Here is a 24424-nt window from a genome sequence, read left to right as displayed (position 1 = left end):
GCTGCCGACAGGCGCAAATTAAATCTCGTCTGGTGTACGAAGATTCGTTACAGCAATACGTTCGCCGCGTTTACGCTCGCGTTCTGACTGCATATTGGCGCGATAAACGCCCTGATCGCCAACCACCCAGGAGAGCGGACGGCGTTCTTTGCCAATGGAATCTTGCAGCAGCATCAGAGCCTGCATATACGCTTCTGGGCGCGGCGGACATCCCGGGATGTACACATCGACCGGAATAAATTTATCAACGCCCTGCACCACAGAATAGATGTCGTACATCCCGCCGGAGTTGGCGCATGCGCCCATGGAAATAACCCATTTCGGTTCCAGCATCTGATCGTAGAGGCGCTGAATAACTGGCGCCATTTTGGTAAAGCAGGTTCCGGCTACGACCATCAGGTCAGCCTGACGCGGCGATGCACGCAGTACTTCCGCACCAAAACGGGCCACATCGTGCACGGCGGTAAACGAGGTCACCATCTCAACGTAGCAGCAGGAAAGGCCAAAGTTATATGGCCAAATTGAGTTTTTACGGCCCCAGTTAACCATGTCATGCAGTTTGCCCATGAACACGTTTTTGTTAACTTCTTGTTCCAGGGGGTCGGTTACGATCTCCTGTTTTTGCAGGGGGTAACGGTCGTTCTCACCGTTAGGATCTATGCGGGTGAGCGTATAATCCATCTTAATGCCTCGCGGTTAGCGTTGACGATTAGCGATACTGTTCGTTTCCGGGTTCATACGCTCGCGGCGTGAACGCGCGGGCGTCCAGTCCAGCGCGCCAATACGCACCAGATAAACCAGACCTGCCAGTAACACAAAAATAAAAATTGCAGCTTCCACAAAGCCAATCCAACCGCTTTCACGGATAGAAGTTGACCATGCGAACAGATACAGCGCTTCAACGTCGAAGATAACGAAGAACATGGCTACCAGATAAAACTTGGCAGACAGGCGCAGGCGGGCGGTGCCGACCGAGTCGATACCTGATTCAAACGGCACGTTTTTAGATCTCGCGCGTGCGCGACCCCCTAAAAACCAGCCGCCGACGAGCATCAGGCAACACAGGCCAATGGCAACGATAAGAAAGATAGCGAATGCCCAGTGATGAGCGATGATTTCAGTGGATGTTGACATACTCATTGCTTACTCATCAAAAGTAGCGCCAAATTCTCTGCTCTTTTCGGCAGATGAACGCCACATCGATTCATGGGGAGGAATAAAAAAAACCTTACAATCACTGTGAAAAATCATTTTATACAGCTAATTGATGGGGTTTTTTACTCCTTTCTATAACCTTTTGTCAACTTTAACAAAAGTTTCCTCACATTATTTTACACTAATCCAACTTCATTAACATAAAGTGCTCTTTAGACCCATTTCGATTGCATCATCGGTCATTTTTAATGTTGTTGAATCGTGTCCGTAGTGAAGTAAAAAAGATAATACACGTCTATTTTGACAGGAATTCACCCAGATGCCTCCCCCTAAATGGGAGTATTTTCTTGATCTGTGACACGCTTTTGTTAATTCACCATAAAAAACAGCAACAATTTCTCTAGTTTTTTAACATGGAAACATTTAGCAACGCGGCTGATTATTTTTCACCCTATTGTCAGTCTGTTTTTTTACCTGCTGATTTTGTTAAGTTTTAGTATATGAATGAACAGAAAGCAGTAATATTTGCATAAAAAAAGAGCCGCTGGATGTTTTTTCATCATCAGTGGCTCTTTTTTACACTTACATTTTTAAACGTTTTTTGTGACGCTTTACTCAAAGTCGCCTTCAACAATCAGCGAGTCATCTCCCCCTTCAGGGGTAAACTGATTGTATTGCCAAGGATTTTGATATGTCTGCATCGACTTAAAGATAGCCTGAGCTAATTCATTTTGCGTGGCCGGATCGCTGCACAACAGATACTCGGTATCAGGCAGAGGTGGTAATCCGTCCGCCGCACCCAGTACGCGTAAATCCGGGCTCATCATTTCTACAGGACGCGCAGTAACGCCAAGCCCTGCTTTTACCGCCGCGCGGACCGCAGGTAATGTTGAAGCGACATAAGCCAGACGCCACGGGATCTGTGCGGCATTCAACGTCGCCAGCACGATATCGCGAAACGGGCTGGGATCGTCCAGCAGAACTAACGGCACGGGTTCGCCTTTTTGCAGGATATATTCGGCTGCGCAATACCAGTGCGTCGGTGAAGTCCGCAAATTCAGGCATTCAAAATCGTCAGGGCGATTCGTGGTTACCACTAAATCCACTTCTTGCGACTTAAGCATCTCCACCATGTAAGCATTGCGTTTCACTCTTACATCAAGGGCAAGTTTCGGATAAACCGAACTAATGCGGTTAAGCAGAAATGGGAGTATGGTGTCGGCGGATTCATCAGAAGCACCGATAGTTAACACCCCCTGAAGATTGTTAAACATCAATGATGAGCATGCCTCATCATTGAATCGCAGTATTTTCCTGGCGTAACCCAACAGTTGGATACCATGTTCGGTCAGCAGTTTGTTGCGTCCATGACGCGCGAACAACTCTTTCCCCACAAGTTGCTCAAGGCGCTGCATTTGCTGACTTACCGCAGACTGAGTTCGACATACTGCAGCTGCCGCAGCCGCGAAGGTATTTAGGTCGGCAACAGCAACAAAGGTTCTCAGCAGATCGAGGTCGAGGTTAATTATCGGACGATTTGCATTTATCATAGTTTTTCACTTACTCGCGGGTCATACCGGGTTAATGCTGTGCATTCAGAATCAAACAACTCCATTTGTAATGTGCCTCCCTTCAGTTTCGCTTAGTGTAACCAAGTGAAAATAAGGATGTATTTGGTTTAACAAACGAAACAATGCTCTTTCTGAGCTATTTTAAAACCCGTGATATTCATCGGAATATAGCAACGAGAAAGAGCCGTATTTTTAGCTGCCGGATGATTCTGACTAATGGAAAACATGTAAATTTTGTAAATTTAAAAAATAGTTAACGAACAATAATTTACACATTAAAAACTAACTTTTCAGTATGTTATGAACAACCAACAAACATTTGAATTATCGTAAAACTCGTACTACACACCATTTCATAGGAGTTATCTTAACCTAAAACCACTATATTTATAAGTGTTATTGCGAATAATTCCGGGCGAATTGGTGTTATGTCAGTGCAACGGTTTTCGTATTATTAGTCCACTCAATTTGATGTCGTTTAAATAATAAATAATAATTAATTAAGAATCTCTCAATTCATTAATTATGCTTAACAATGGATTCACACCGCGTCACGTAGGGATCAGACCGATAACAGAATTCGTGGATGAAACCTCAGTATTTTCGAATCCCGCCGTATCGCACAGATATCGGCTGCATTTTGTTTTATAGGGCTAACTTTTTTCGACCAGACAAATCACCATACCAAAGCCAACAAAGCAAAATATAAATCATAAAAAACACAACAATCCAGATTATTGCACTGTAATAATTGCATAATTTAGTTATTAAAAGTTAATTATTGTCCTCCTGCTTTCCAAAATCTTCTACTAAAGACCCTTCAAAACTCACCGTCGTGGGAGTACATTGTGCTGGGCTGACTTCCACGGCAGGGAGTGGCATTCACAGCTAAAAAGGTCAACGTTCATGTCCCCCATTGAAAAATCCAGCAAATTAGAAAACGTCTGTTATGACATTCGCGGCCCGGTTCTGAAGGAAGCAAAGCGCCTGGAAGAAGAAGGCAACAAAGTTCTGAAACTGAACATCGGCAACCCTGCGCCTTTCGGGTTTGAAGCACCAGATGAAATTTTAGTGGATGTGATCCGCAATTTGCCAACTGCGCAAGGATATTGCGATTCCAAAGGCCTTTATTCAGCCCGCAAAGCAATCATGCAGCATTACCAGGCCCGCGGGATGCGCGATGTAACCGTAGAAGATATCTATATCGGTAACGGCGTATCCGAATTGATTGTGCAGGCCATGCAGGCATTGCTGAACAGTGGGGACGAAATGCTGGTTCCTGCACCTGATTATCCACTGTGGACGGCGGCGGTTTCGCTCTCTGGTGGTAATGCCGTGCACTACCTGTGTGATGAATCATCAGACTGGTTCCCGGACCTGGACGATATCCGCGCCAAAATTACGCCGCGTACGCGTGGGATCGTCATCATCAACCCCAACAACCCAACCGGCGCTGTTTATTCTAAAGAGCTGCTGATGGAGATTGTTGAGATTGCTCGCCAGAACAACCTCATCATCTTTGCAGATGAGATTTACGACAAAATTCTCTACGATGACGCCGAGCACCACTCGATAGCGGCAATGGCCCCGGATCTGCTGACTATTACCTTTAACGGCCTGTCAAAAACCTATCGTGTTGCCGGTTTCCGTCAGGGCTGGATGGTACTGAACGGACCGAAGAAACATGCCAAAGGGTATATCGAAGGCCTTGAGATGCTGGCTTCTATGCGCCTGTGTGCGAACGTCCCTGCACAACATGCCATTCAGACCGCGCTGGGCGGATATCAGAGCATCAGCGAATTCATCATGCCTGGCGGACGTCTGTATGAGCAACGTAACCGCGCCTGGGAACTGCTCAATGATATTCCTGGCGTCTCTTGCGTAAAACCGCGCGGTGCACTGTATATGTTCCCGAAAATTGACGCCAAGCGCTTCAATATTCATGACGACCAGAAGATGGTGCTCGACTTCCTGTTGCAGGAAAAAGTACTGCTGGTCCAGGGGACGGCATTCAACTGGCCGTGGCCGGATCATTTCCGCATCGTTACGCTGCCGCGAATTGATGATATCGAAATGTCGTTGAGTAAATTTGAGCGTTTCCTGTCAGGGTATCGCCAGCTGTAACCACGCAAAGTGCTACCGGGTTTGCATCCGGTAGCACTCTCTGCGCAAAATACCGTTACTGAAGTCACTGAGTAAGGGTCGTTATGAAGCAGAGCCACTTTTTTGCCCACCTCTCCCGTCTGAAACTCATTAACCGCTGGCCGCTGATGCGCAACGTGCGCACCGAAAACGTGTCCGAACACAGTCTGCAGGTTGCTATGGTTGCTCATGCGCTGGCCGCGATCAAAAACCGTAAATTTGGTGGTCAGGTAAATGCTGAGCGTATTGCCCTGCTGGCGATGTATCACGATGCGTCAGAGGTGTTAACCGGCGATCTCCCTACCCCAGTGAAATATTTCAACTCGCAGATTGCTCAGGAATATAAAGCGATAGAGAAAATTGCCCAGCAAAAACTGGTCGATATGGTTCCCGATGAGTTACGCGATATTTTTGCACCGCTCATTGATGAACATGCCTTAAGTGAAGAAGAAAGATCGATTGTTAAACAGGCCGATGCCCTGTGCGCGTATCTGAAGTGCCTGGAAGAACTCTCCGCCGGTAACAACGAATTTCTGCTGGCGAAAACACGTCTGGAAAAAACGCTGGAGTCACGACGCAGCGAAGAGATGGACTACTTTATGGACGTGTTTGTCCCAAGCTTTCACCTTTCATTAGATGAAATCAGCCAGGATTCACCGCTTTAAACGATTTTGCCGGATGCGTCTAACGCCTTATCCGGCCTACAGGTAACGTGATATCCGTAGGCCTGATAAGCGCAGCGCCATCAGGCGTTTACTGCGGCGGTCAAAACGGGAACAGCATCGGGATCATCACCACGCACACTGCCATGACAATCACCGTAAACGGTACGCCAATCTTCACGAAGTCGCTAAAGCTGTAGTTACCCGGCCCGAGCACCAGTGTGTTTACCGGTGAAGACACTGGCGTCATAAAGGCTGCGGAAGCCGCCATCGCAATCACCATCGCAAACGGATACGGCGAAACGCCCATCGACTTTGCCGCCGCCAGCGCAATCGGCGCCATCAGTACCGCCGTCGCGGTGTTAGAGATAAATAACCCAATGGTCGCGCACAGCACGAACAGGCAGCCCAGCATCATATACGGGCCGTACCCACCACCAACGTCCATTAGCCCTTTCACCACCAGATCGACGCCGCCCGTTTTCTGTAATGCCAGCGCAAAAGGCATCATCCCGACAATCAAAATAATGCTTGGCCAGTGAATGGCTTTGTAGGCGCTTTCGGCATCGATGCAGCGGAATTTTCCCATCAGCAAACAAGCGATAATCGCGGCAACCGTATTAGGGATTTCATCTGTGAGCATTAACGCGACCATCAGTACCAGACAGAAAATCGCATGCGGCGCCTGGCTGTGCGCCGGAGAAGCTTCACTGACTTCCACAGGCATATTTAGCACCACAAAATCGCGCCCTTTTTGTCCAAGCAGCGTGATCAGCTTCCAGTTGCCCACCACTAAAATGATATCGCCCATCAACAGCGGCTCATCAACCACCGCCCCGGCCAGCGCCGTACCATCGCGCTTCAGCCCAACGACATTCAGCCCGTAACGCGTACGAAAAGCGATTTCCCGTACCGTTTTGCCGATCAATTCCGACTCAGGGATCAGAGAGATTTCGGCCATGCCCACATCAAGCGCCTGCTCGGAGAAGTATTCTCCACGCAGCACCATCGGTTCCAACAGTTGCTCAGCGCAAAATTCACGCAGGTCGACATCGGCCGCAGACATATCAATCAGCAATACGTCACGAGCACGAAACTCAGAAACCCCGTTTACGTCAACGATCACGCGACGAAAGCGACGCCAGCGCTCCACGCCAATCACGTTTGCCCCGTAGCGCTCACGCAGTTTCAGGTCGTCCAGACGCTGGCCTATCATAGGAGAACCCGGGCGAATCGCCAGGCGACGCGCGCGCCCGGTCAGGCGATATTCTTTAATCAGATCGCGAAAGGTCCGGCGCTTCCAGCCGTCGCCCGGCTGCCCGGAGTCTTCACCCTTCAGCATAAAACGCATCACCAGCATATAAATTATGCCAAGTACCAACACCACCAATCCCAGTGGGGTTACGCTAAAAAAGCTAAAACCATTAAGTCCTTCACGTAACAGTTCACTGTTGACGACCAGGTTTGGCGGCGTTGCCACCAGCGTCATCATGCCGCTTATCAAGCCGGCAAAACTTAGCGGCATCATCAGGCGTGAAGGGGAAATTTCCATGCGCATGGAAACACTTAAGACAACCGGAATAAAGATGGCGACCACACCGGTCGAACTCATGAATGCACCGAGACCAGCTACGGTTATCATCAGCAACACCAGCATTTTGACTTCACTGCTACCGGCGACCTTCACCAGCCAGGCGCCCATTACTGTCGCCACACCGGTACGCACGAGGCCGTCACCGATAATGAATAAAGCCGCTATCAAAATAACGTTAGGATCGCTGAACCCTGAAAAAGCCTCTGTGATGCTCAATGTTCCACTCAGAACAAAGGCAATAATGACCAGCAAAGCGATCGCGTCCATACGCACTCTGCCAGTTGCAAACAAGACGACGGCAATCGCCAGCAATGAGAGAACCCATATCAATTCACCGTTCACAACATATCCTTGTTAAATGAGAGGGATGGACTGATTCTGCCATAAAAAAGCCCCAACAATCTGGGGCTAAATCATGATCAGGTATTTCTTATAACGACCACATTTCCGTTGGGTTGTTTGGTCACAGAAATATGTTCCAGACTGGTCAGCGAAAAATCAACCTCGTCCAGACGCGGCGTATCAGTTGGCGCGTTGACCGCGATGACATGACACCCAGCTGCCAGTCCTGAAAGCACCCCGGCGGGGGCATCTTCCACCACGGCACATTCCTGCGGCGCCAGGCCCAGAAGCTGAGCGCCTAACAGATACGCGTCTGGCTCTGGTTTCCCTCTTTTTACCCGCTCGGCGGTGACAAACACTTCAGGAGCAGGAAGCCCAGCAACACGATGGCGCGCCCGTGCGACCGGCATAGAGCCTGAGGTCACAATCGCCCATGGAATACCCGCTTTATTGAGATGGTTGAGTAAATCAACAGCCCCAGGCAGCGCAGTGATCCCGGCGGTTTCTGTCGCTTCGATCTGCTCCAGACGGGTAAACTCCGCGGCGATCTCTGCCTCAGATTTGCCCACCATAAAGTGTCGCAGGGAGGTAATGGCCTGCTTGCCATGAATAAAGCCGAGCACCTCGGCGTGATCGAGGCCAAAACGATCGGCCCAGTTGCACCACGCACGCTCTACTGCGGGTAAGGAATCGACCAGCGTTCCATCCAGATCAAACAGAAAACCTTTGCACTGCACGCTCGCCCCCTCAGGCATTAATGATTTGGTTAATTTCATTCGCGCTCAGGTGATACTGGCGCGGGCAAGAGTGCCAGACATTCAACATACGCTGATATTTTTCCCACATCGGGGTCTGGGCGTTGAAGCCATGCGTACCCGCATCAAAGTGGGTATAGCGACCTTCCACATTCACCATAAAGCGAACGTATCCGAGGAAACGGGCTTCCGTTGCGGCGTCAAAACCGAGGAAAGTCACGCGGCGCTCATCAATAGCCTGTGCATCCTTAAGATTAGTCCAGGACACATGTAATGCGTGATACATCTCCATAATATCGATAATCGTACGACAGGTTTCTTCCGTCAGTTCACCAAACTCACGATCCAGCTCACGCATCTGCAAGCCGTAACCGCGTTCAATAATCGTCTGCAAACGACGATAACGCTCGGCGTTAGTTGGGTCGAGCATAGTCATCATTTTGTACTGATTCGACAAAATCAGACGTTGAGCGTTGGTCATTTCCATTTGGGACTCCTGTATCACTACTACTGCGATGAAAAAAAAGAAGGCATCTTGTGCCTTCTTTTATATGCGTAATCAGGGGTCAATTACAAATCATCAAGGAAAGTTTTATCCAGTTGTTTGAAGGCGCGCTTAAGCGTGTCAGCCAGCGCCTGGTAATCCGGCTTTCCTTCTACCGGAGAGAGCGCCTGCCCGGCTTCTTGCAATTTACCTCGAACTTCGTAGAACCAGTTGAGTATTGAAGGCGGTAGCGGCGTTACGGAACGTTTACCCAGCCACCACATGCCCTGCATCGGCAGGCTGAGCGCAAACAGCGCAGTCGCCACGGCCGGTCCCAACTGTCCCCCTAGCGCAATTTGCCAGCATAAGGTGAAGACGGCGATAGGCGGCATAAAACGGATTGCGTAACGTGTCATACGGATCACACGGTTCTCTACAAACACGGGCGCGAGGCGCTTTTCCATTGGCCACGTCTTCGCGTAGTGCTGCCCCCGGCGAAACAAGCTAAAAAAATTGACGGAACGATTATCCGGTGTCGACATGGCGGTTACCTCAACTTCACATATAAAAATTAAAAAAATTGTGCAAAACAACAACTACAAGGGACATCGTTCAAAACATTTTGTCTTTGATACCCACATTCAGGTATCCTGTGCCGGCCTGTAAGGCCTTTAGTCCAAAATCATTGAGTCGTCAAATTGACACATAGTATGCCATTGGCTGAAAAATACGCAAAATGACATAGACTCAAAGGTATTTATTCCATCGTGCCCAAAAAGACCATGGCGCATGATGTTAATCATAAACGTCGGTGTCATCATGCGCTACGCTCTATGACTCCCTGACGTTTTTTTAGCCACGTATCATAAATAGGTACTTCCATGTCGAGTAAGTTAGTACTGGTTCTGAACTGCGGTAGCTCCTCACTGAAATTTGCCATCATCGATGCAGTAAACGGTGAAGAATACCTTTCTGGTTTAGCCGAATCTTTCCATCTCCCAGAAGCACGTATCAAATGGAAAATGGATGGCGGTAAACAAGAAGCGGCTTTAGGTGCAGGCGCCGCTCACAGTGAAGCGCTGAATTTTATCGTTAATACTATTCTGGCACAAAAACCAGAACTGTCTGCTCAGCTGACTGCGATTGGTCACCGTGTTGTTCACGGCGGCGAAAAATACACCGGCTCTGTAGTTATCGACGATTCCGTTATTCAGGGTATCAAAGATGCAGCCTCTTTTGCACCGCTGCACAACCCTGCACACCTGATCGGTATCGCTGAAGCGCTGAAATCCTTCCCGAATCTGAAAGACAAAAACGTGGCCGTATTCGACACCGCGTTCCATCAGACTATGCCGGAAGAATCTTACCTCTACGCCCTGCCGTACAGCTTGTACAAAGAACATGGCGTTCGTCGTTACGGCGCGCACGGTACCAGCCACTTCTTCGTCACTCAGGAAGCGGCTAAAGTGCTGAACAAACCGGTTGATGAGCTGAACATCATCACTTGCCACCTGGGCAACGGCGGTTCTGTATCTGCTATCCGTAACGGTAAATGTGTTGATACCTCCATGGGTCTGACCCCACTGGAAGGTCTGGTGATGGGTACGCGTTCCGGTGACATCGACCCGGCGATCATCTTCCACTTGCACGACACCCTGGGCATGAGCGTTGACCAGATCAACAAAATGCTGACCAAAGAGTCCGGCCTGCTGGGTCTGACCGAAGTCACCAGCGACTGCCGCTATGTTGAAGATAACTACGCGACTAAAGAAGACGCTAAACGTGCAATGGACGTTTACTGCCACCGTCTGGCGAAATACATCGGTTCTTACACTGCGCTGATGGATGGTCGTCTGGATGCCGTTGTCTTCACCGGTGGTATCGGTGAAAACGCCGCGATGGTTCGTGAACTGTCTCTGGGCAAACTGGGCGTTCTGGGCTTTGAAGTAGACCACGAACGTAACCTGGCCGCACGTTTCGGCAAATCTGGTTTCATCAACAAAGAAGGTACCCGTCCTGCGGTGGTTATCCCAACCAACGAAGAACTGGTTATCGCGCAAGACGCGAGCCGTCTGACCGCCTGATTTCACACCGCCAGCCTAGCTGGCGGTGCTGTTTTGTAACCCGCCTGAAACGGGCGGTAACGAAAGAGGATAAACCGTGTCCCGTATTATTATGCTGATCCCTACCGGAACCAGCGTCGGTCTGACCAGCGTCAGCCTTGGCGTGATCCGCGCAATGGAACGCAAAGGCGTTCGTCTGAGCGTCTTCAAGCCGATCGCTCAACCGCGTGCCGGTGGCGATGCGCCAGACCAGACTACCAGCATCGTCCGTGCTAACTCCTCTCTGCCAGCCGCTGAGCCGCTGAAGATGAGCCACGTTGAATCTCTGCTGTCCAGCAATCAGAAAGATGTGCTGATGGAAGAGATCATCGCGAACTACCACGCGAACACTAAAGACGCTGAAGTTGTCCTGGTTGAAGGCCTGGTCCCAACCCGTAAACATCAGTTCGCGCAGTCTCTGAACTACGAAATCGCGAAAACGCTGAATGCAGAAATCGTCTTCGTTATGTCTCAGGGCACCGATACCCCGGAACAACTGAACGAGCGTATTGAACTGACTCGCAGCAGCTTCGGTGGCGCGAAAAACACCAACATCACCGGCGTAATCGTTAACAAACTGAACGCACCGGTTGATGAGCAGGGCCGTACTCGCCCGGATCTGTCCGAGATTTTCGACGACTCTTCCAAAGCGAAAGTGATCAAAGTTGATCCGGCTAAACTGCAAGAATCCAGCCCGCTGCCGGTTCTGGGCGCGGTGCCATGGAGCTTCGATCTGATCGCTACCCGTGCAATCGATATGGCGCGTCACCTGAACGCCACCATCGTAAACGAAGGCGATATCAACACCCGCCGCGTGAAGTCTGTGACTTTCTGCGCACGCAGCATTCCGCACATGCTCGAGCACTTCCGCGCAGGTTCTCTGCTGGTAACATCTGCCGATCGTCCTGACGTGCTGGTTGCAGCATGCCTGGCAGCGATGAACGGCGTAGAAATTGGCGCCCTGCTGCTGACCGGCGGCTACGAAATGGACGCGCGCATTACCAAACTGTGCGAACGTGCATTCGAAACCGGCCTGCCGGTATTCATGGTAAACACCAACACCTGGCAGACCTCTCTGAGCCTGCAGAGCTTCAACCTGGAAGTTCCGGTTGACGATCACGAGCGTATCGAAAAAGTTCAGGAATACGTTGCTAACTTCATCAACGCTGACTGGATTGAATCTCTGACCGCAACGTCTGAGCGCAGCCGTCGTCTGTCTCCACCAGCGTTCCGTTATCAGTTGACCGAGCTGGCACGTAAAGCGGGCAAACGCGTTGTTCTGCCGGAAGGCGACGAACCGCGTACCGTTAAAGCGGCAGCCATCTGTGCTGAACGTGGTATCGCAACCTGCGTACTGCTGGGTAACCCGGATGAGATCACCCGCGTTGCGGCCTCTCAGGGCGTTGAACTTGGCGCTGGCGTAGAAATCGTTGATCCAGATGTGGTTCGCGAAAGCTACGTTGCTCGTCTGGTCGAACTGCGTAAGAACAAAGGCATGACCGAAACCGTTGCCCGCGAACAGCTGGAAGACAACGTGGTTCTCGGTACCCTGATGCTGGAACAGGACGACGTTGACGGTCTGGTTTCCGGTGCCGTTCACACTACTGCGAACACCATTCGTCCACCGCTGCAGCTGATCAAAACTGCACCGGGTAGTTCCCTGGTGTCTTCTGTGTTCTTCATGCTGCTGCCGGATCAGGTTTACGTTTACGGCGACTGCGCGATCAACCCGGATCCAACCGCAGAACAGCTGGCAGAAATCGCTATTCAGTCCGCTGAATCCGCGATCGCCTTCGGTATCGAACCGCGCGTTGCGATGCTCTCCTACTCCACCGGTACCTCTGGTGCAGGTAGCGACGTAGAGAAAGTTCGTGAAGCGACTCGTCTGGCGCAGGAAAAACGTCCTGACCTGATGATCGACGGCCCGCTGCAGTACGACGCCGCCGTTATGGCTGACGTTGCGAAATCCAAAGCGCCGAACTCTCCGGTTGCAGGTCGCGCTACCGTGTTCATCTTCCCGGATCTGAACACCGGTAACACCACCTACAAAGCGGTACAGCGTTCTGCCGACCTGATCTCCATCGGGCCGATGCTGCAGGGTATGCGCAAGCCGGTGAACGACCTGTCTCGTGGCGCGCTGGTAGACGATATCGTCTATACCATTGCACTGACCGCGATCCAGTCTTCCCAGCAGCAGCAGTAATCTACCGAGTGTGCCGGATCTCTTATCCGGCAACACATCTACTTATCAAACCGGAAATAGCTGATATTTCCGGTTTTTTTATGTCTGTTTCCCCTTTGGCATAATCTGAAATATTTGCCTGAATGCGCTGCATCAATGAATAACTATTCTTCTGTTCGCATACTTACCCTCTTTGCGTTGCAACAGGGATAGTCTTTCATGTCAGCAGTAACAGAATCACGGCCAGCCAAAAAATGGGCGATGCCCGACACGCTGGTGATTATTTTTTTCGTCGCCATTTTAACCAGTCTGGCGACATGGGTTGTTCCCGTCGGGATGTTCGACAGCCAGGAAGTGCAATATCAGGTTGATGGACAAACCAAAACCCGTAAGGTGGTTGACCCCCATTCCTTTCGTATTCTGACCAATGAAGCTGGTGAAGAGCAGTATCACCCAGTTAAGTTCTTTACCACCGGAGATGAGCGCCCTGGCCTGATGAACTTCCCGTTTGAAGGCTTAACCTCCGGCTCTAAATTCGGCACCGCCGTTGGCATCATTATGTTTATGCTGGTGATTGGCGGCGCGTTTGGCATCGTGATGCGCACCGGAACCATTGATAACGGCATCCTGGCGCTCATCCGCCATACCCGGGGTAACGAGGTCTTGTTTATCCCAGTGCTGTTTATTCTCTTCTCCTTAGGCGGCGCGGTGTTTGGCATGGGGGAAGAGGCGGTTGCCTTTGCCATTATCATCGCGCCGCTGATGGTCCGGCTAGGTTACGACAGTATCACCACCGTTCTGGTTACCTATATCGCGACTCAGATTGGTTTCGCCAGCTCATGGATGAACCCATTTTGCGTGGTGGTCGCGCAAGGCATTGCGGGCGTTCCGGTGCTCTCCGGCTCAGGTTTGCGTATCGTGGTGTGGGTCGTTGCCACAATGATTGGCCTGACCTTCACGCTGGCCTATGCGGCGCGCATCAAAAAGAATCCGCAGCTGTCGCGCGTGCATGAATCAGACCGTTTCTTCCGCGAACAGCAGGATGAAGTCATTGAGCGCCGCTTCACGCTCGGCGACTGGCTGGTGCTGATGGTGCTGACGGGCGTGATCGTGTGGGTCATCTGGGGCGTTATCGTCCACGCATGGTTCATTCCTGAGATCGCCAGCCAGTTCTTCACCATGGGACTGTTGATTGGCATTATCGGCGTGGTCTTTCGGCTCAACGGCATGACGGTCAATATTATGGCATCTTCATTTACCGAGGGTGCGCGGATGATGATTGCTCCTGCCCTGCTGGTTGGTTTTGCCAAGGGCATTTTACTGCTGGTCGGTAATGGAGAGGCGGGTGAAGCCAGCGTGTTAAACACGCTGCTGCACAGTATTGCCAACGGCATTAGCGGTCTGGATAACGCCATAGCAGCGTGGTTTATGCTGTTGTTCCAGGCGGTGTTTAATTTCTTCGTCACCTCCGGCTCCGGTCAGGCAGCGTTGACCATGCCGCTGTTAGCGCCGCTGGGCGATCTGGTTGGCGTCAACCGTCAGGTTACCGTGCTGGCCTTCCAGTTTGGCGACGGATTCAGCCATATTATCTATCCGACGTCGGCATCTCTGATGGCTACGTTAGGTGTTTGTCGGGTGGATTTTCGTAACTGGCTGAAGGTAGGTGCTACGCTGTTGGGGCTGCTGTTTATTATGTCCAGCGTGGTGGTGATTGGCGCACAAATGATGGGCTACCATTAAAAAGCGCACGTCCGGCCTACTCGATTTCTCGACGCAGTAGGCCGGATGAACAGAGGTTACTCAGCTTCTTCCTGCTTTTCGGCTTTCGCACCTTCATTCTTGGCGTTGCGGGTCATCCACAGCGCCAGGGCTTTCAGGGAGTCCGGTGTAAATTCGTCGCAGCGCGCGGTAATTTCTTCCGGCGTCAGCCAGCAAACTTCGCTAATTTCTTCTTCCTGCAGCGCGAACGGTCCGTGGGAAACACAGCTAAACAGCCCGCCCCATACGCGACAGTTCTGGTCTTCAAAGTAAAACTGACCATGCTCGGCAAACGGCACGCCCGCAATCCCCAGTTCCTCTTCTGCTTCACGGCGCGCTGATTCCAGCATCTGCTCGTCAGCCTGAACAACACCGCCTGCGGTGGCATCCAGCATACCGGGCAAAAAATCTTTTGTCTCAGTGCGACGTTGAACCAGAATTTTGCCCATACCATCATGCACAACGATATACGTTGCACGATGGCGTAAGCGTTGCGCCCGCATTTGTTCCCGGCTGGACTGTGCAATGACTTCGTTGTCTTCATTCACAATATCCACCCATTCAGTACTTGCCAAACGACGCTGTTCCACCATCAGGAAACCTTCTTTTTTCTGGCGCTCTTACGGCGCGTTTATGTTTGTGGGGTAAATTACGGATTAATCTCGACCTGTGCAATAACACTTTGATCATTGAGTGCCGTTACGCTGAGAACATTATCATCCAGAATCCCGTAACTTGCCGCAAAGCCCCCTTTAGGGATGCTTACCGAGCCGGGATTGAAATGATAGATATCCTCGCGCCGCTCAGCAACCGGCAGATGAGTATGCCCATAAACCAGAACATCGCCCGCATTGAGCGCCGGCATATTTTGCGGGCCAAAAAGATGTCCGTGCGTCAAAAAGAGTCGCTGGTTTTCTGTCAGAATTTGCTGCCACGGCGCAGTCATCGGAAAATGCAGGAGCATCTGATCTACTTCGCTGTCGCAATTACCACGCACCGCAATAATTCGCGATGCCTGTTCATTCAGCCGTTCTGCAACCTGCGCAGGTGCATAGCCTTCTGGAAGCGCATTACGCGGCCCGTGGTTTAAAACATCACCCAATATCACCAGCCATTGCGCACCGTTTGCGTTAAACAGTTCGAGCACGCGTTCCGTGGCTGGCAACGAACCATGAATGTCCGATGCGAACATCAGTTTCATCACTCACTCCTCGTTGAAAAGTACCTTGTAATGATACTGGATTACGGCCCGTTTTTCAGCAGGAACGCTTCGCTGAAAGCGCGATAAAACGCTGTACTGAAGCGCGCTGCCACTGGAAGGTAGCGTATTCCGCAAGCGCTTCCGGAACCTCATCGCCATTCAGGACCAGACGATTAAGCATTAGCGCTAAATCACAGTCAGCGATACACCATTCGCCAAATAAATTCTGCTTACCGTGGCTCAGTAAACTGCCGGCAGTAGCGAACAATTTTTCCGCACTGGCTTTTCCCGCTTCGCTTAACGGTCCTTTCTTCACGCCAGCAAAAACCACATCCGTTGAGCGTTCCTCACGGATAGGCATTAAATCGCTGCGGATCCACGCCTGAACCTGGCGCGCCCGCGCGCGTTTTTGCACATCGTGCGGATAGATACGCTCCCACTGTGGCGGCGCAAAGCTCTCTTCCAGGAATTCCGTAATCGCTGATGATTCGCTCAGTTCAAAACCATCGATCTCAAGAACCGGTACGCGGCGCGTCAAGGCGTAACCTTGCCATGAAGGTTGCAAATGTTCGCCACTGTTGAGGTCAACAGTTTTCAGCGTAAAAGGCAGCCCTTTCTCTTGCAGAGCGACATAAACAGACAGCACGTAAGGGGAGAAAAAATTGGCATCTGACCACAGCGTAATTGCAGGTTTGCTCATAATGTCCTCTGAAGTGTATTAGCTTGCTTTCAAAATATAGAGTCTTTCTCTCGCTGTCACTTGATGAAAACTCAAGCACGCCAACAGGCTCTATACTTGTTATGACCCGGTTCATGACAAAACGGATGCTGAAAATGATCGATCTCTATTACACGCCATCGCCAAACGGTCACAAAATCACGTTGTTTCTTGAAGAGGCGCAGCTGCAATACCGTCTGATTCATGTCGATATCAGCAAAGGTAGCCAGTTTCACCCCAATTTTCTGCAGATCTCACCGAACAATAAAATCCCGGCCATTATCGATCATGCCCCGGTGGACGGCGGAAGGCCCATCAGCTTGTTTGAGTCCGGAGAAATTTTACTCTATCTGGCGGAAAAGAGCGGTAAGCTGCTCAGCGGTGAATTACGCGAACGCCACACCACGCTGCAGTGGCTGTTCTGGCAGGTCAGCGGTCTGGGTCCTATGCTGGGGCAGAATCATCATTTCAGTCATTACGCTCCGCAAACGATCCCTTACGCCATTGAAAGATACCAGGTTGAAACCCAGCGCCTGTACAACGTGATGAATAAACGTCTGGAATCGTCACCCTGGCTGGGAGGCGATCACTACAGCATTGCCGACATTGCAAGCTGGCCGTGGATCCACGCCCATCAGCGTCAGCGCATCGACCTCGACAACTACCCGGCGGTCAATAACTGGCATGAACGCATTCGTACACGTCCCGCGACTGAACGCGCCATGCAGCACGCACAAAGCGAGAAGCGATGACGCAATTCGGTTCTCGTGTATCATGCAAAGGTTCATACATGGAGGAAACCTGCAATGTCACAACCTGACGCTATTATTCGTATAAAAAACCTTCGTCTGCGCACTTTTATCGGCATCAAAGAAGAGGAGATCCTTAACCGCCAGGATATCGTCATCAACATTGCCATTCACTATCCGGCAGACAAAGCCCGTACCAGCGAAGATATCAACGACGCGCTGAATTATCGCACAATAACCAAGAGCATCATTGCCCACGTGGAGGGTAACCGCTTCTCATTGTTAGAAAAATTAACTCAAGATGTGCTCGATATCGCACGCGAACATCACTGGGTCACTTATGCTGAAGTGGAGATAGATAAACTTCACGCATTGCGTTACGCCGACTCAGTTTCTATGACACTGAGCTGGCAGCGCTAAAACGTAACCCGGGAGGCGACATGCAGATTCTGATTACCGGCGGTACTGGCCTGATTGGACGTCATCTGATCCCCTGCCTGCTGGAACTGGGGCATCAGATAATTGTAGTGACACGTACCCCTGATAAGGCTCGTCAGATTCTCGACTCTCGGGTCACGTTATGGAAAGGACTGGAAGAGCGGCAACATCTCAATGACATTGATGCCGTGATTAACCTTGCCGGAGAACCTATTGCCGATAAACGCTGGAGCGCACAGCAAAAGGAACGCCTGTGCCAGAGCCGTTGGGGCATTACGCAGAAACTGGTCGATTTAATCAATGCCAGCGAGACGCCGCCCTCAGTGTTAATCTCCGGTTCCGCTACCGGTTACTACGGCGATTTGGGCGAAGTTGTGGTTACGGAAGAAGAGCCACCGCATAACGAATTTACCCATAAGCTGTGCGCCCGCTGGGAGCAAATTGCCAGCACTGCGCAAAGCGACAAAACCCGCGTGTGTATGCTGCGTACCGGCGTGGTACTAGCCTCTGCTGGCGGTATTCTGGCGAAAATGGTCCCGCCGTTTCGTCTTGGCTTAGGCGGCCCAATCGGTAACGGACGACAGTATATGGCCTGGATCCATGTTGATGATATGGTCAACGGAATTATCTGGCTGCTGAATAATGATCTACGCGGTCCCTTCAATATGGTTTCGCCATACCCGGTGCACAATGAGCAGTTTGCCCACGCGCTGGGACACGCTCTAAACCGCCCTGCCATTCTGCGCATTCCCGCCACCGCTATGCGGCTGCTGATGGGCGAGTCTTCGGTGCTGGTCCTCGGCGGGCAGCGAGCATTGCCCAAACGCCTGGAAGCGTCCGGTTTTGCATTTCGCTGGTACGATTTAGAAGAAGCGTTGGCGGATGTGATCCGATAATCCCGTAGCTCTATTCACGGTCGCTGTTGTGGTGGTAAGGTTATAGGCCAGATTTCCGCAATGGCGACGTTATGGCGATAATTTCGACTCCCCGACTTACCCTCTCCTTATTTAAATTTTCTGACTGGTCATTTTTCCAGAGATTACGTGAATGCCCGGAAGTCATGCGCTATATGGGTGATATTGCCCCAGCGAAAGACACGCGTCTGTTATTCGCCAGACGTCTGGCTGCACAGCATACTTTTGTCATCCGCGAGCATAACAAATCAACACCTCTCGGTGATATTGGTCTGCAAATCAGCCATTTATACCCACACGAGGCCGACCTCGGCTACGCCATTTTGCCAGAAGCTCAGGGGAAAGGGATTGCCAGCGAAGCCGTGACGGCAGTGTGCCAGTACGCTTTCGAGCGCACGGACGTCACGGCGATAAACGCTTACGCACTCGCGGAGAATAAGGGTTCTGTTCGTATTCTGGAAAAAACGGGGTTTGTGCGTACCCAGGTACTGGAAAAGGCGTATGAGATTGATGGCATCGCCTACGACGACTGGGTGTTTCGGCTGGAGCGCGACGCGCTAAAATTGTAAGCCCGGAAAATGTAACGCCTCCGGGCAGGTGATTTACTTCAACGAACCTTTGAGGAACTGCTGCAAACGTGGGCTTTGCGGATTACCGAATACCTGCTCCGGGTCGCCCTCTTCCTCAATTTTCCCCTGATGCAGGAAAATCACGTGCGTGGAAACATGACGGGCAAACCCCATTTCGTGAGTCACCACCACCATGGTTTTCCCCTCTTCGGCCAGCTGTTGCATAATGCGCAGCACTTCACCCACCAGCTCAGGATCTAGTGCCGATGTGGGTTCATCAAACAGCAACACTTCCGGCTCCATCGCCAGCGCACGGGCAATGGAAACACGCTGCTGCTGACCACCGGACAGATGCACCGGATATTTGCCCTGCGCGCGCTCATCAATGCCCACTTTAGCCAGATACTTCACCGCACGGTCGCGGGCTTCCTGTTTGCTCAGCCCCAACACCTGGATCGGCGCTTCCATGACGTTTTCCAGCACCGTCATGTGGCTCCACAGATTAAAGTGCTGAAAGACCATCGTCAGACGCGTGCGCAGCAGGCGCAGCTGATTTTTGTCCGCAACCTTGAGCTGACCGTCTTTGTCGCGCACCAGACCAATATTCTGACCACTGACTACAATCGACCCGGCGCTTGGTTTCTCAAGAAAGTTAATGCAGCGCAGGAAGGTACTTTTACCGGAACCTGACGAGCCAATAATACTGATAACATCACCCGCGTTGGCCTGCAGCGACACCCCTTTCAGCACTTCATGTTCGCCGTAGTGCTTATGTAAATCGATAACGTTTAATTTATTTTCAGACATCGTGTTACTCGAATCATTTAGAGGATACATGCTGCAACCAGCGTTTTTCCGCTTTACGGAACAGACTGATCAGGACATACGAAATAATCAAATACAGTACAGCGGCAATACCGAAGGCGGTAAACGGCTGATACGTTGCCGAGTTGATATCGCGGGCGATTTTCAACAGGTCTGGTACCGTTGCGGTAAACGCCAGCGCCGTGGAATGCAGCATTAAAATGACTTCATTGCTGTAAGCTGGCAACGCAATACGCAGCGCGGAAGGTAAAATAATGCATCGATACAGTTTGAATGACGAGAAACCGTATGCGCGAGCAGCCTCAATCTCACCGTGAGGCACAGAACGGATAGCCCCGGCGAAAATCTCAGTGGTATAGGCGCAGGTATTCAGCGTCAACGCCAGCACGGTGCAATTCAGCCCGCTGCGGAAAAACGCGTTGAGGAAGTCCGTGCCTTTGACGATCTCCAGCGTATACATCCCGGAATAAAACACCAGTAGCTGAACGTACAGCGGCGTGCCACGAAAAATATAGGTGAACAGCCAGATAGGAAACTGGATAAATTTATTACTGGAAACGCGGCCAATAGCCAAAAAGAGCGCAAGTATTCCGCCCATCACTACTGACGAAATCAAAAGCCACAGGGTGATAGCGACGCCAGTGTAGCGATATCCGTCGGTCCACAGCAGGGACTTCCAGTATTCCTGAATAATCTCGATCACAGGTCAGCCCTCTTTACACCCACGGAATAGCGGCGCTCAAGGTACAGCAGCACACCATTAGAAACAGTGGTAAACACCAGATAGATGACCCCGCACACGACGGCAAAATAGAACGGCTCCCAGGTACTCTTCCCGGCAAGCTGGGTCGCTTTCACCACGTCTTCCAGGCCGAGCAGCGACACCAGTGCCGTAGCCTTAAGAATAACCTGCCAGTTATTACCTATTCCCGGTAAGGCATAACGCATCATCGCCGGGAACATAATGCGACGAAATATTTGTGAGCTGGTAAAGCCAAACGCCGTCGCGGCTTCAATATGGCCTTTTGGTACAGCCATAAACGCACCGCGAAAAGTTTCGGTAAAGTAGGCACCGTAGATAAATCCAAGGGTGATAATGCCCGCAACCATCGGATCGATATCAATCTGGCCGATACCGATGGCATCGGTAATGGTATTCAGCGCGATTTGTAATCCGTAGAAGATGAGCAGCATTAAGACCAGATCGGGCACGCCGCGGATTAGCGTTGTGTACCCTTCGAAAATAAGCCCCATTGCCCGGCTTTGCGACAGCTTTGCTGCTGCGCCGACAAGACCTATCAGAACCGCCAGTACCACCGAGCTGAGTGCCAGCTCCAGCGTAACAATTGCGCCCTGTAAAATTACACCTGAAAAGCCATACAACATGCTGCCTGTCCTGTCGTGTGTGGTGGAGTAGTAAGCCTCTTTTGATATTTTGTCTCGTCACTTTATGCCTGATGGCGCTTCGCTTATCAGGCCTACAAGCTTTCGTCGTAGGCCTGATAAGGCGCAGCCGCCATCAGGCAATAAGTCGATCAAAAATCTACGGGCTTTATCAGCACCTGCGGTAATTAACCGCCGTAAACATCAAAATCGAAGTACTTTTTCGCCAGCTTCTCGTAAGTACCGTCAGCTCGCATTTCGGCAAAGGCTTTGTTCAGCGCTTCGCGCAGCTCGTTATCGTCTTTGCGCAGCCCCATACCGGTACCCACGCCGAACAACTTCTCGTCTTTCACAGACGGACCGCCGAATTTGTAATCTTTACCGACTGGCTGTTTCAGGAAGCCTTCGCTGGCCGCGACTTCATCCTGGAACGCGGCGTCAATACGCCCGGCAGTCAGGTCAGAATAGATATTGTCCTGCCCCTGATAAGAGACAATCTCAATACCTTTTGGCGCCCAGTGTTCGTTGCCGAACGTTTCCTGGGTGGTGCCCTGCAGCACACCAACACGTTTACCTTTCAGCGACTCAATGGTCGGCTGAATAGCTGAATCTTTAGCGACAACCAGACGCGAGTCGGCTGCATAAAGCTTGTCAGTAAAAGCGATTTCCTGCTGACGTTTTTCAGTAATGGAAAGCGAGGACATGATGGCATCGATTTTCTTCGCTTTTAGCGAAGGGATCAGCGCGTCCAGCGGGTTTTCCACGAAGGTACATTGCGTATTAATACGTTTGCACAGCTCTTTAGCCAGATCGATATCAAAACCGACTAATTCACCCTGGGCATTTTTCGATTCGAACGGCGCATAAGTAGGATCGGTACCGATACGAATTTTTTGCGGAATGGCTGCAAATGCTGCGGTAGCACTGGAGAAAGCCAGAACCAGAGAAAGAGACAACACCAGTTTTTTCATAACTATCCTCAACAGACTGTCTTTTATAGGGGATCTTTACAGGACCAGGTGCAGTTATCGTGCCATTAATCAGGCCGACAAGGCAAAGCATTCTACCCTGCCGGCGGTATTTATTTGCATGAAAAGCGCTTAAGTATGCACTCATGCTTATTAAGTCAGCTATAAAAGCACCAAAACAGTGCACTGAATGTATTATGCACCGTAATGGTTACCCGCAATGGTGCAGTCAATTCCCCACGCCGCTGTATTAATCGCCGTAGACATTAAAATTAAAATATTTGCTCGCCATTTTGTCGTAGGTGCCGTCTTTGCGCAGTTCACCCAGCGCTTTATCAAAAGCGGCTTTCAGCTCGGTGTCATCTTTGCGCAAACCAATCCCGGTTCCGTCGCCAAAGTATTTTTTATCTTTCACCGAAGGACCTGCAAAGTCGTAGTCCTTACCGGCAGGTTGCTTCAGGAAGCCTTCGCTGGCCGCGACCTCATCCTGCAACGCTGCGTCGAGACGGCCCGCCGTCAGATCAGAATAGATAAGATCCTGGTTCGCATAGGCCACCACATCCACGCCTTTACTACGCCAGTTGTCATTGGCATAGGCTTCCTGAGTAGAGCCTTGCAACACGCCAACGTGTTTACCCTTGAGGGAGTCCAGAGTCGGTTTAATTGGGGAACCTTTCGCGGCGATCAGCCGTGAGTCTGCTGCGTAAAGTTTGTCTGAGAATGCAATCTCTTGCTGACGCTTCTCGGTGATAGAAAGCGAGGAGATAATGGCATCAATTTTTTTCGCTTTCAGCGACGGGATCAGCGCATCAAAGTCGCTGGCAACCCAGGTACATTTGATCTGCATGCGCTTACACATCTCATTTCCCAGATCGATATCAAAGCCGACGAAGTCGCCTTTGGCATCTTTAGAGGAAAAAGGTGCATACGTTGTATCTGTACCAATACGAACCGTCTGCGGAAGTGCTGCGTAGCTGGCCGCGGTGGCGGAGAGTCCTACCAGCAAAGACAAAGCAAGAACCGTCTTCTTCATACATAACCCTCAAGTGGCGTAATTTTATTATGTTTTACGTTGTGTTGTGTGTTTGCAGACTTTTTCATGCAGGTCTTATGCCATTTTCGCGTCGATGAGGATATTCGACGTTAAATATGTTAATAAAACGTTGCAATAATGTCCTGATTTTGAAGATAGCAGGTCTGACGGTTGAACCGCAGCGTTTCGTTGAGTTTTAACGAATTAAATGTTGAGGATATGATCGCGGTTACAAAATTGCCCTGAAACAGGGCAACGGATATTTCTTTGCACGCTGATGGAACGGCTTACGCCCCTTGCCAGCGGGTGAACAGGTCCTGCGGAAGGGTAATATCAAACTGGTCAAGCACGCGATTAACCGTTTGATTAATCACATCATCGAGCGTTTGTGGACGATGATAGAACGCCGGGACTGGTGGCATAATCACTGCGCCAATTTCTGCCGCCTGAGTCATGAGGCGCAGATGCCCCAGATGCAGCGGCGTTTCGCGTACACACAGCACCAGCGGACGACGTTCTTTCAACACCACATCTGCCGCACGGGTAAGCAACCCATCGGTGTAACTGTGGACAATGCCGGAAAGGGTTTTGATTGAACACGGCAGGATGACCATGCCGGCGGTCTGAAAAGAGCCGGAGGAGATACTGGCGGCGATATCGCGCGTATCATGATTCACATTTGCCAGCGCCTGCACGTCACGCACAGAGAGGTCCGTTTCCAGTGCCAGCGTCTGCCGGGCAGCGGCACTCATCACCAGATGGGTTTCCACATCGGTAACGTCACGCAAAACCTGCAGCAGGCGCACGCCGTAAATTGCCCCGCTTGCGCCAGAAATACCAATGATGAGTCGTTTCATGTGTAATAGCCCTTACTTGCTC

Annotated in this window: 25 protein-coding genes; 9 read left to right on the top strand and 16 right to left on the bottom strand. The window is 50.9% G+C overall.

Features of this window, described 5'->3' with window-relative positions:
* Positions 1 to 18 precede the first annotated feature (18 nt).
* From nuoB to lrhA, 3 genes are all read right to left on the bottom strand, one after another.
* Complete coding sequence (nuoB, locus tag SK33_RS07495) at positions 19 to 681, bottom strand: NADH-quinone oxidoreductase subunit NuoB (RefSeq protein WP_003028075.1); 663 nt, start codon at positions 679 to 681, stop codon at positions 19 to 21.
* 15 nt (positions 682 to 696) lie between these two features.
* On the bottom strand, positions 697 to 1140 hold the full coding sequence (nuoA, locus tag SK33_RS07490; RefSeq protein ID WP_003028077.1) for an NADH-quinone oxidoreductase subunit NuoA: 444 nt from the start codon (positions 1138 to 1140) through the stop codon (positions 697 to 699).
* 626 nt (positions 1141 to 1766) lie between these two features.
* Positions 1767 to 2705: a transcriptional regulator LrhA gene (gene lrhA / locus SK33_RS07485; protein WP_003028079.1), complete on the bottom strand. Its 939-nt coding sequence runs from the start codon at positions 2703 to 2705 to the stop codon at positions 1767 to 1769.
* A gap of 927 nt (positions 2706 to 3632) precedes the next feature.
* Between lrhA and alaA the strand changes: the two genes are divergently transcribed.
* On the top strand, positions 3633 to 4850 hold the full coding sequence (gene alaA / locus SK33_RS07480; RefSeq protein WP_003028082.1) for an alanine transaminase AlaA: 1218 nt from the start codon (positions 3633 to 3635) through the stop codon (positions 4848 to 4850).
* Positions 4851 to 4933: 83 nt separating this feature from the next.
* Entirely contained in the window at positions 4934 to 5533 is a 600-nt protein-coding gene (yfbR, locus tag SK33_RS07475; protein WP_003028083.1) for a 5'-deoxynucleotidase, read from the top strand.
* Between the two features lie 100 nt (positions 5534 to 5633).
* On the opposite strand, the gene SK33_RS07470 is transcribed toward yfbR, so the two are convergent.
* The 4 genes from SK33_RS07470 to yfbV all read right to left on the bottom strand — a co-directional run bounded on the left by SK33_RS07470 (position 5634) and on the right by yfbV (position 9247).
* Positions 5634 to 7466, bottom strand: coding sequence for an SLC13 family permease (locus tag SK33_RS07470; protein WP_003028084.1), 1833 nt, complete (start codon positions 7464 to 7466; stop codon positions 5634 to 5636).
* 77 nt (positions 7467 to 7543) lie between these two features.
* Positions 7544 to 8221: a sugar phosphatase gene (locus tag SK33_RS07465; RefSeq protein WP_085952518.1), complete on the bottom strand. Its 678-nt coding sequence runs from the start codon at positions 8219 to 8221 to the stop codon at positions 7544 to 7546.
* Complete coding sequence (locus tag SK33_RS07460; RefSeq protein WP_003028086.1) at positions 8214 to 8708, bottom strand: YfbU family protein; 495 nt, start codon at positions 8706 to 8708, stop codon at positions 8214 to 8216. Before SK33_RS07460 ends, SK33_RS07465 begins: the two co-directional genes overlap by 8 nt.
* Before the next feature lie 83 nt (positions 8709 to 8791).
* On the bottom strand, positions 8792 to 9247 hold the full coding sequence (gene yfbV / locus SK33_RS07455; RefSeq protein WP_003028087.1) for a terminus macrodomain insulation protein YfbV: 456 nt from the start codon (positions 9245 to 9247) through the stop codon (positions 8792 to 8794).
* Positions 9248 to 9586: 339 nt separating this feature from the next.
* Here yfbV and ackA point away from each other — a divergent pair, with 339 nt between their 5' ends.
* The 3 genes from ackA (at position 9587) to yfcC (ending at position 14729) form a co-directional block, all read left to right on the top strand.
* Entirely contained in the window at positions 9587 to 10789 is a 1203-nt protein-coding gene (gene ackA, locus SK33_RS07450; protein ID WP_048218331.1) for an acetate kinase, read from the top strand.
* A gap of 76 nt (positions 10790 to 10865) precedes the next feature.
* Positions 10866 to 13010, top strand: coding sequence for a phosphate acetyltransferase (pta, locus tag SK33_RS07445; RefSeq protein ID WP_003028094.1), 2145 nt, complete (start codon positions 10866 to 10868; stop codon positions 13008 to 13010).
* Positions 13011 to 13208: 198 nt separating this feature from the next.
* Complete coding sequence (gene yfcC, locus SK33_RS07440) at positions 13209 to 14729, top strand: putative basic amino acid antiporter YfcC (protein ID WP_048218332.1); 1521 nt, start codon at positions 13209 to 13211, stop codon at positions 14727 to 14729.
* A gap of 56 nt (positions 14730 to 14785) precedes the next feature.
* Here the strand turns inward: yfcC and yfcD are convergent, their stop codons facing one another.
* From yfcD to yfcF, 3 genes are read right to left on the bottom strand one after another with little or no spacing between them, the layout of a single operon-like run.
* A complete protein-coding gene (gene yfcD, locus SK33_RS07435; protein ID WP_003839343.1) occupies positions 14786 to 15340 on the bottom strand; it encodes an NUDIX hydrolase YfcD in 555 nt (184 codons plus the stop codon).
* Between the two features lie 56 nt (positions 15341 to 15396).
* Positions 15397 to 15948, bottom strand: coding sequence for a phosphodiesterase (gene yfcE, locus SK33_RS07430; RefSeq protein WP_048218333.1), 552 nt, complete (start codon positions 15946 to 15948; stop codon positions 15397 to 15399).
* Between the two features lie 55 nt (positions 15949 to 16003).
* Positions 16004 to 16648 (bottom strand): glutathione transferase, encoded by a 645-nt coding sequence (gene yfcF, locus SK33_RS07425; RefSeq protein WP_003839339.1) that lies wholly within the window; start codon positions 16646 to 16648, stop codon positions 16004 to 16006.
* Positions 16649 to 16782: 134 nt separating this feature from the next.
* Between yfcF and yfcG the strand changes: the two genes are divergently transcribed.
* The 4 genes from yfcG (at position 16783) to SK33_RS07405 (ending at position 19336) form a co-directional block, all read left to right on the top strand.
* Positions 16783 to 17418 carry a GSH-dependent disulfide bond oxidoreductase gene (yfcG, locus tag SK33_RS07420; protein ID WP_048218908.1) on the top strand — a complete coding sequence of 212 codons (636 nt, stop codon included), beginning with the start codon at positions 16783 to 16785 and terminating at the stop codon, positions 17416 to 17418.
* Between the two features lie 54 nt (positions 17419 to 17472).
* Positions 17473 to 17835 carry a dihydroneopterin triphosphate 2'-epimerase gene (gene folX / locus SK33_RS07415; protein WP_003028107.1) on the top strand — a complete coding sequence of 121 codons (363 nt, stop codon included), beginning with the start codon at positions 17473 to 17475 and terminating at the stop codon, positions 17833 to 17835.
* A gap of 20 nt (positions 17836 to 17855) precedes the next feature.
* On the top strand, positions 17856 to 18749 hold the full coding sequence (locus SK33_RS07410) for a TIGR01777 family oxidoreductase (RefSeq protein ID WP_003028110.1): 894 nt from the start codon (positions 17856 to 17858) through the stop codon (positions 18747 to 18749).
* 71 nt (positions 18750 to 18820) lie between these two features.
* Positions 18821 to 19336: a GNAT family N-acetyltransferase gene (locus SK33_RS07405; protein ID WP_016150708.1), complete on the top strand. Its 516-nt coding sequence runs from the start codon at positions 18821 to 18823 to the stop codon at positions 19334 to 19336.
* 33 nt (positions 19337 to 19369) lie between these two features.
* On the opposite strand, the gene hisP is transcribed toward SK33_RS07405, so the two are convergent.
* The 6 genes from hisP to SK33_RS07375 all read right to left on the bottom strand — a co-directional run bounded on the left by hisP (position 19370) and on the right by SK33_RS07375 (position 24402).
* Entirely contained in the window at positions 19370 to 20143 is a 774-nt protein-coding gene (hisP, locus tag SK33_RS07400; protein WP_003028114.1) for a histidine ABC transporter ATP-binding protein HisP, read from the bottom strand.
* A 13-nt stretch (positions 20144 to 20156) separates the two neighbouring features.
* Positions 20157 to 20864, bottom strand: a complete 708-nt coding sequence (gene hisM / locus SK33_RS07395) for a histidine ABC transporter permease HisM (RefSeq protein WP_003028116.1) — start codon at positions 20862 to 20864, stop codon at positions 20157 to 20159.
* Positions 20861 to 21547 (bottom strand): histidine ABC transporter permease HisQ, encoded by a 687-nt coding sequence (locus SK33_RS07390; protein ID WP_003028118.1) that lies wholly within the window; start codon positions 21545 to 21547, stop codon positions 20861 to 20863. The genes hisM and SK33_RS07390 overlap by 4 nt, the downstream gene beginning before the upstream one ends.
* Positions 21548 to 21732: 185 nt before the next feature.
* Entirely contained in the window at positions 21733 to 22515 is a 783-nt protein-coding gene (gene hisJ / locus SK33_RS07385) for a histidine ABC transporter substrate-binding protein HisJ (RefSeq protein WP_003028120.1), read from the bottom strand.
* Positions 22516 to 22762: 247 nt separating this feature from the next.
* Positions 22763 to 23545 carry a lysine/arginine/ornithine ABC transporter substrate-binding protein ArgT gene (argT, locus tag SK33_RS07380; protein ID WP_003028123.1) on the bottom strand — a complete coding sequence of 261 codons (783 nt, stop codon included), beginning with the start codon at positions 23543 to 23545 and terminating at the stop codon, positions 22763 to 22765.
* 287 nt (positions 23546 to 23832) lie between these two features.
* Complete coding sequence (locus SK33_RS07375) at positions 23833 to 24402, bottom strand: UbiX family flavin prenyltransferase (protein ID WP_003028125.1); 570 nt, start codon at positions 24400 to 24402, stop codon at positions 23833 to 23835.
* Positions 24403 to 24424 lie beyond the last annotated feature (22 nt).

The sequence above is a fragment of the Citrobacter sp. MGH103 genome, assembly GCF_001034475.2.
GTDB classification, from domain to species: domain Bacteria; phylum Pseudomonadota; class Gammaproteobacteria; order Enterobacterales; family Enterobacteriaceae; genus Citrobacter; species Citrobacter freundii.
Note: the sequence above shows the minus strand (reverse complement) of the source record. Positions and strands in the feature narration are given on the sequence as shown.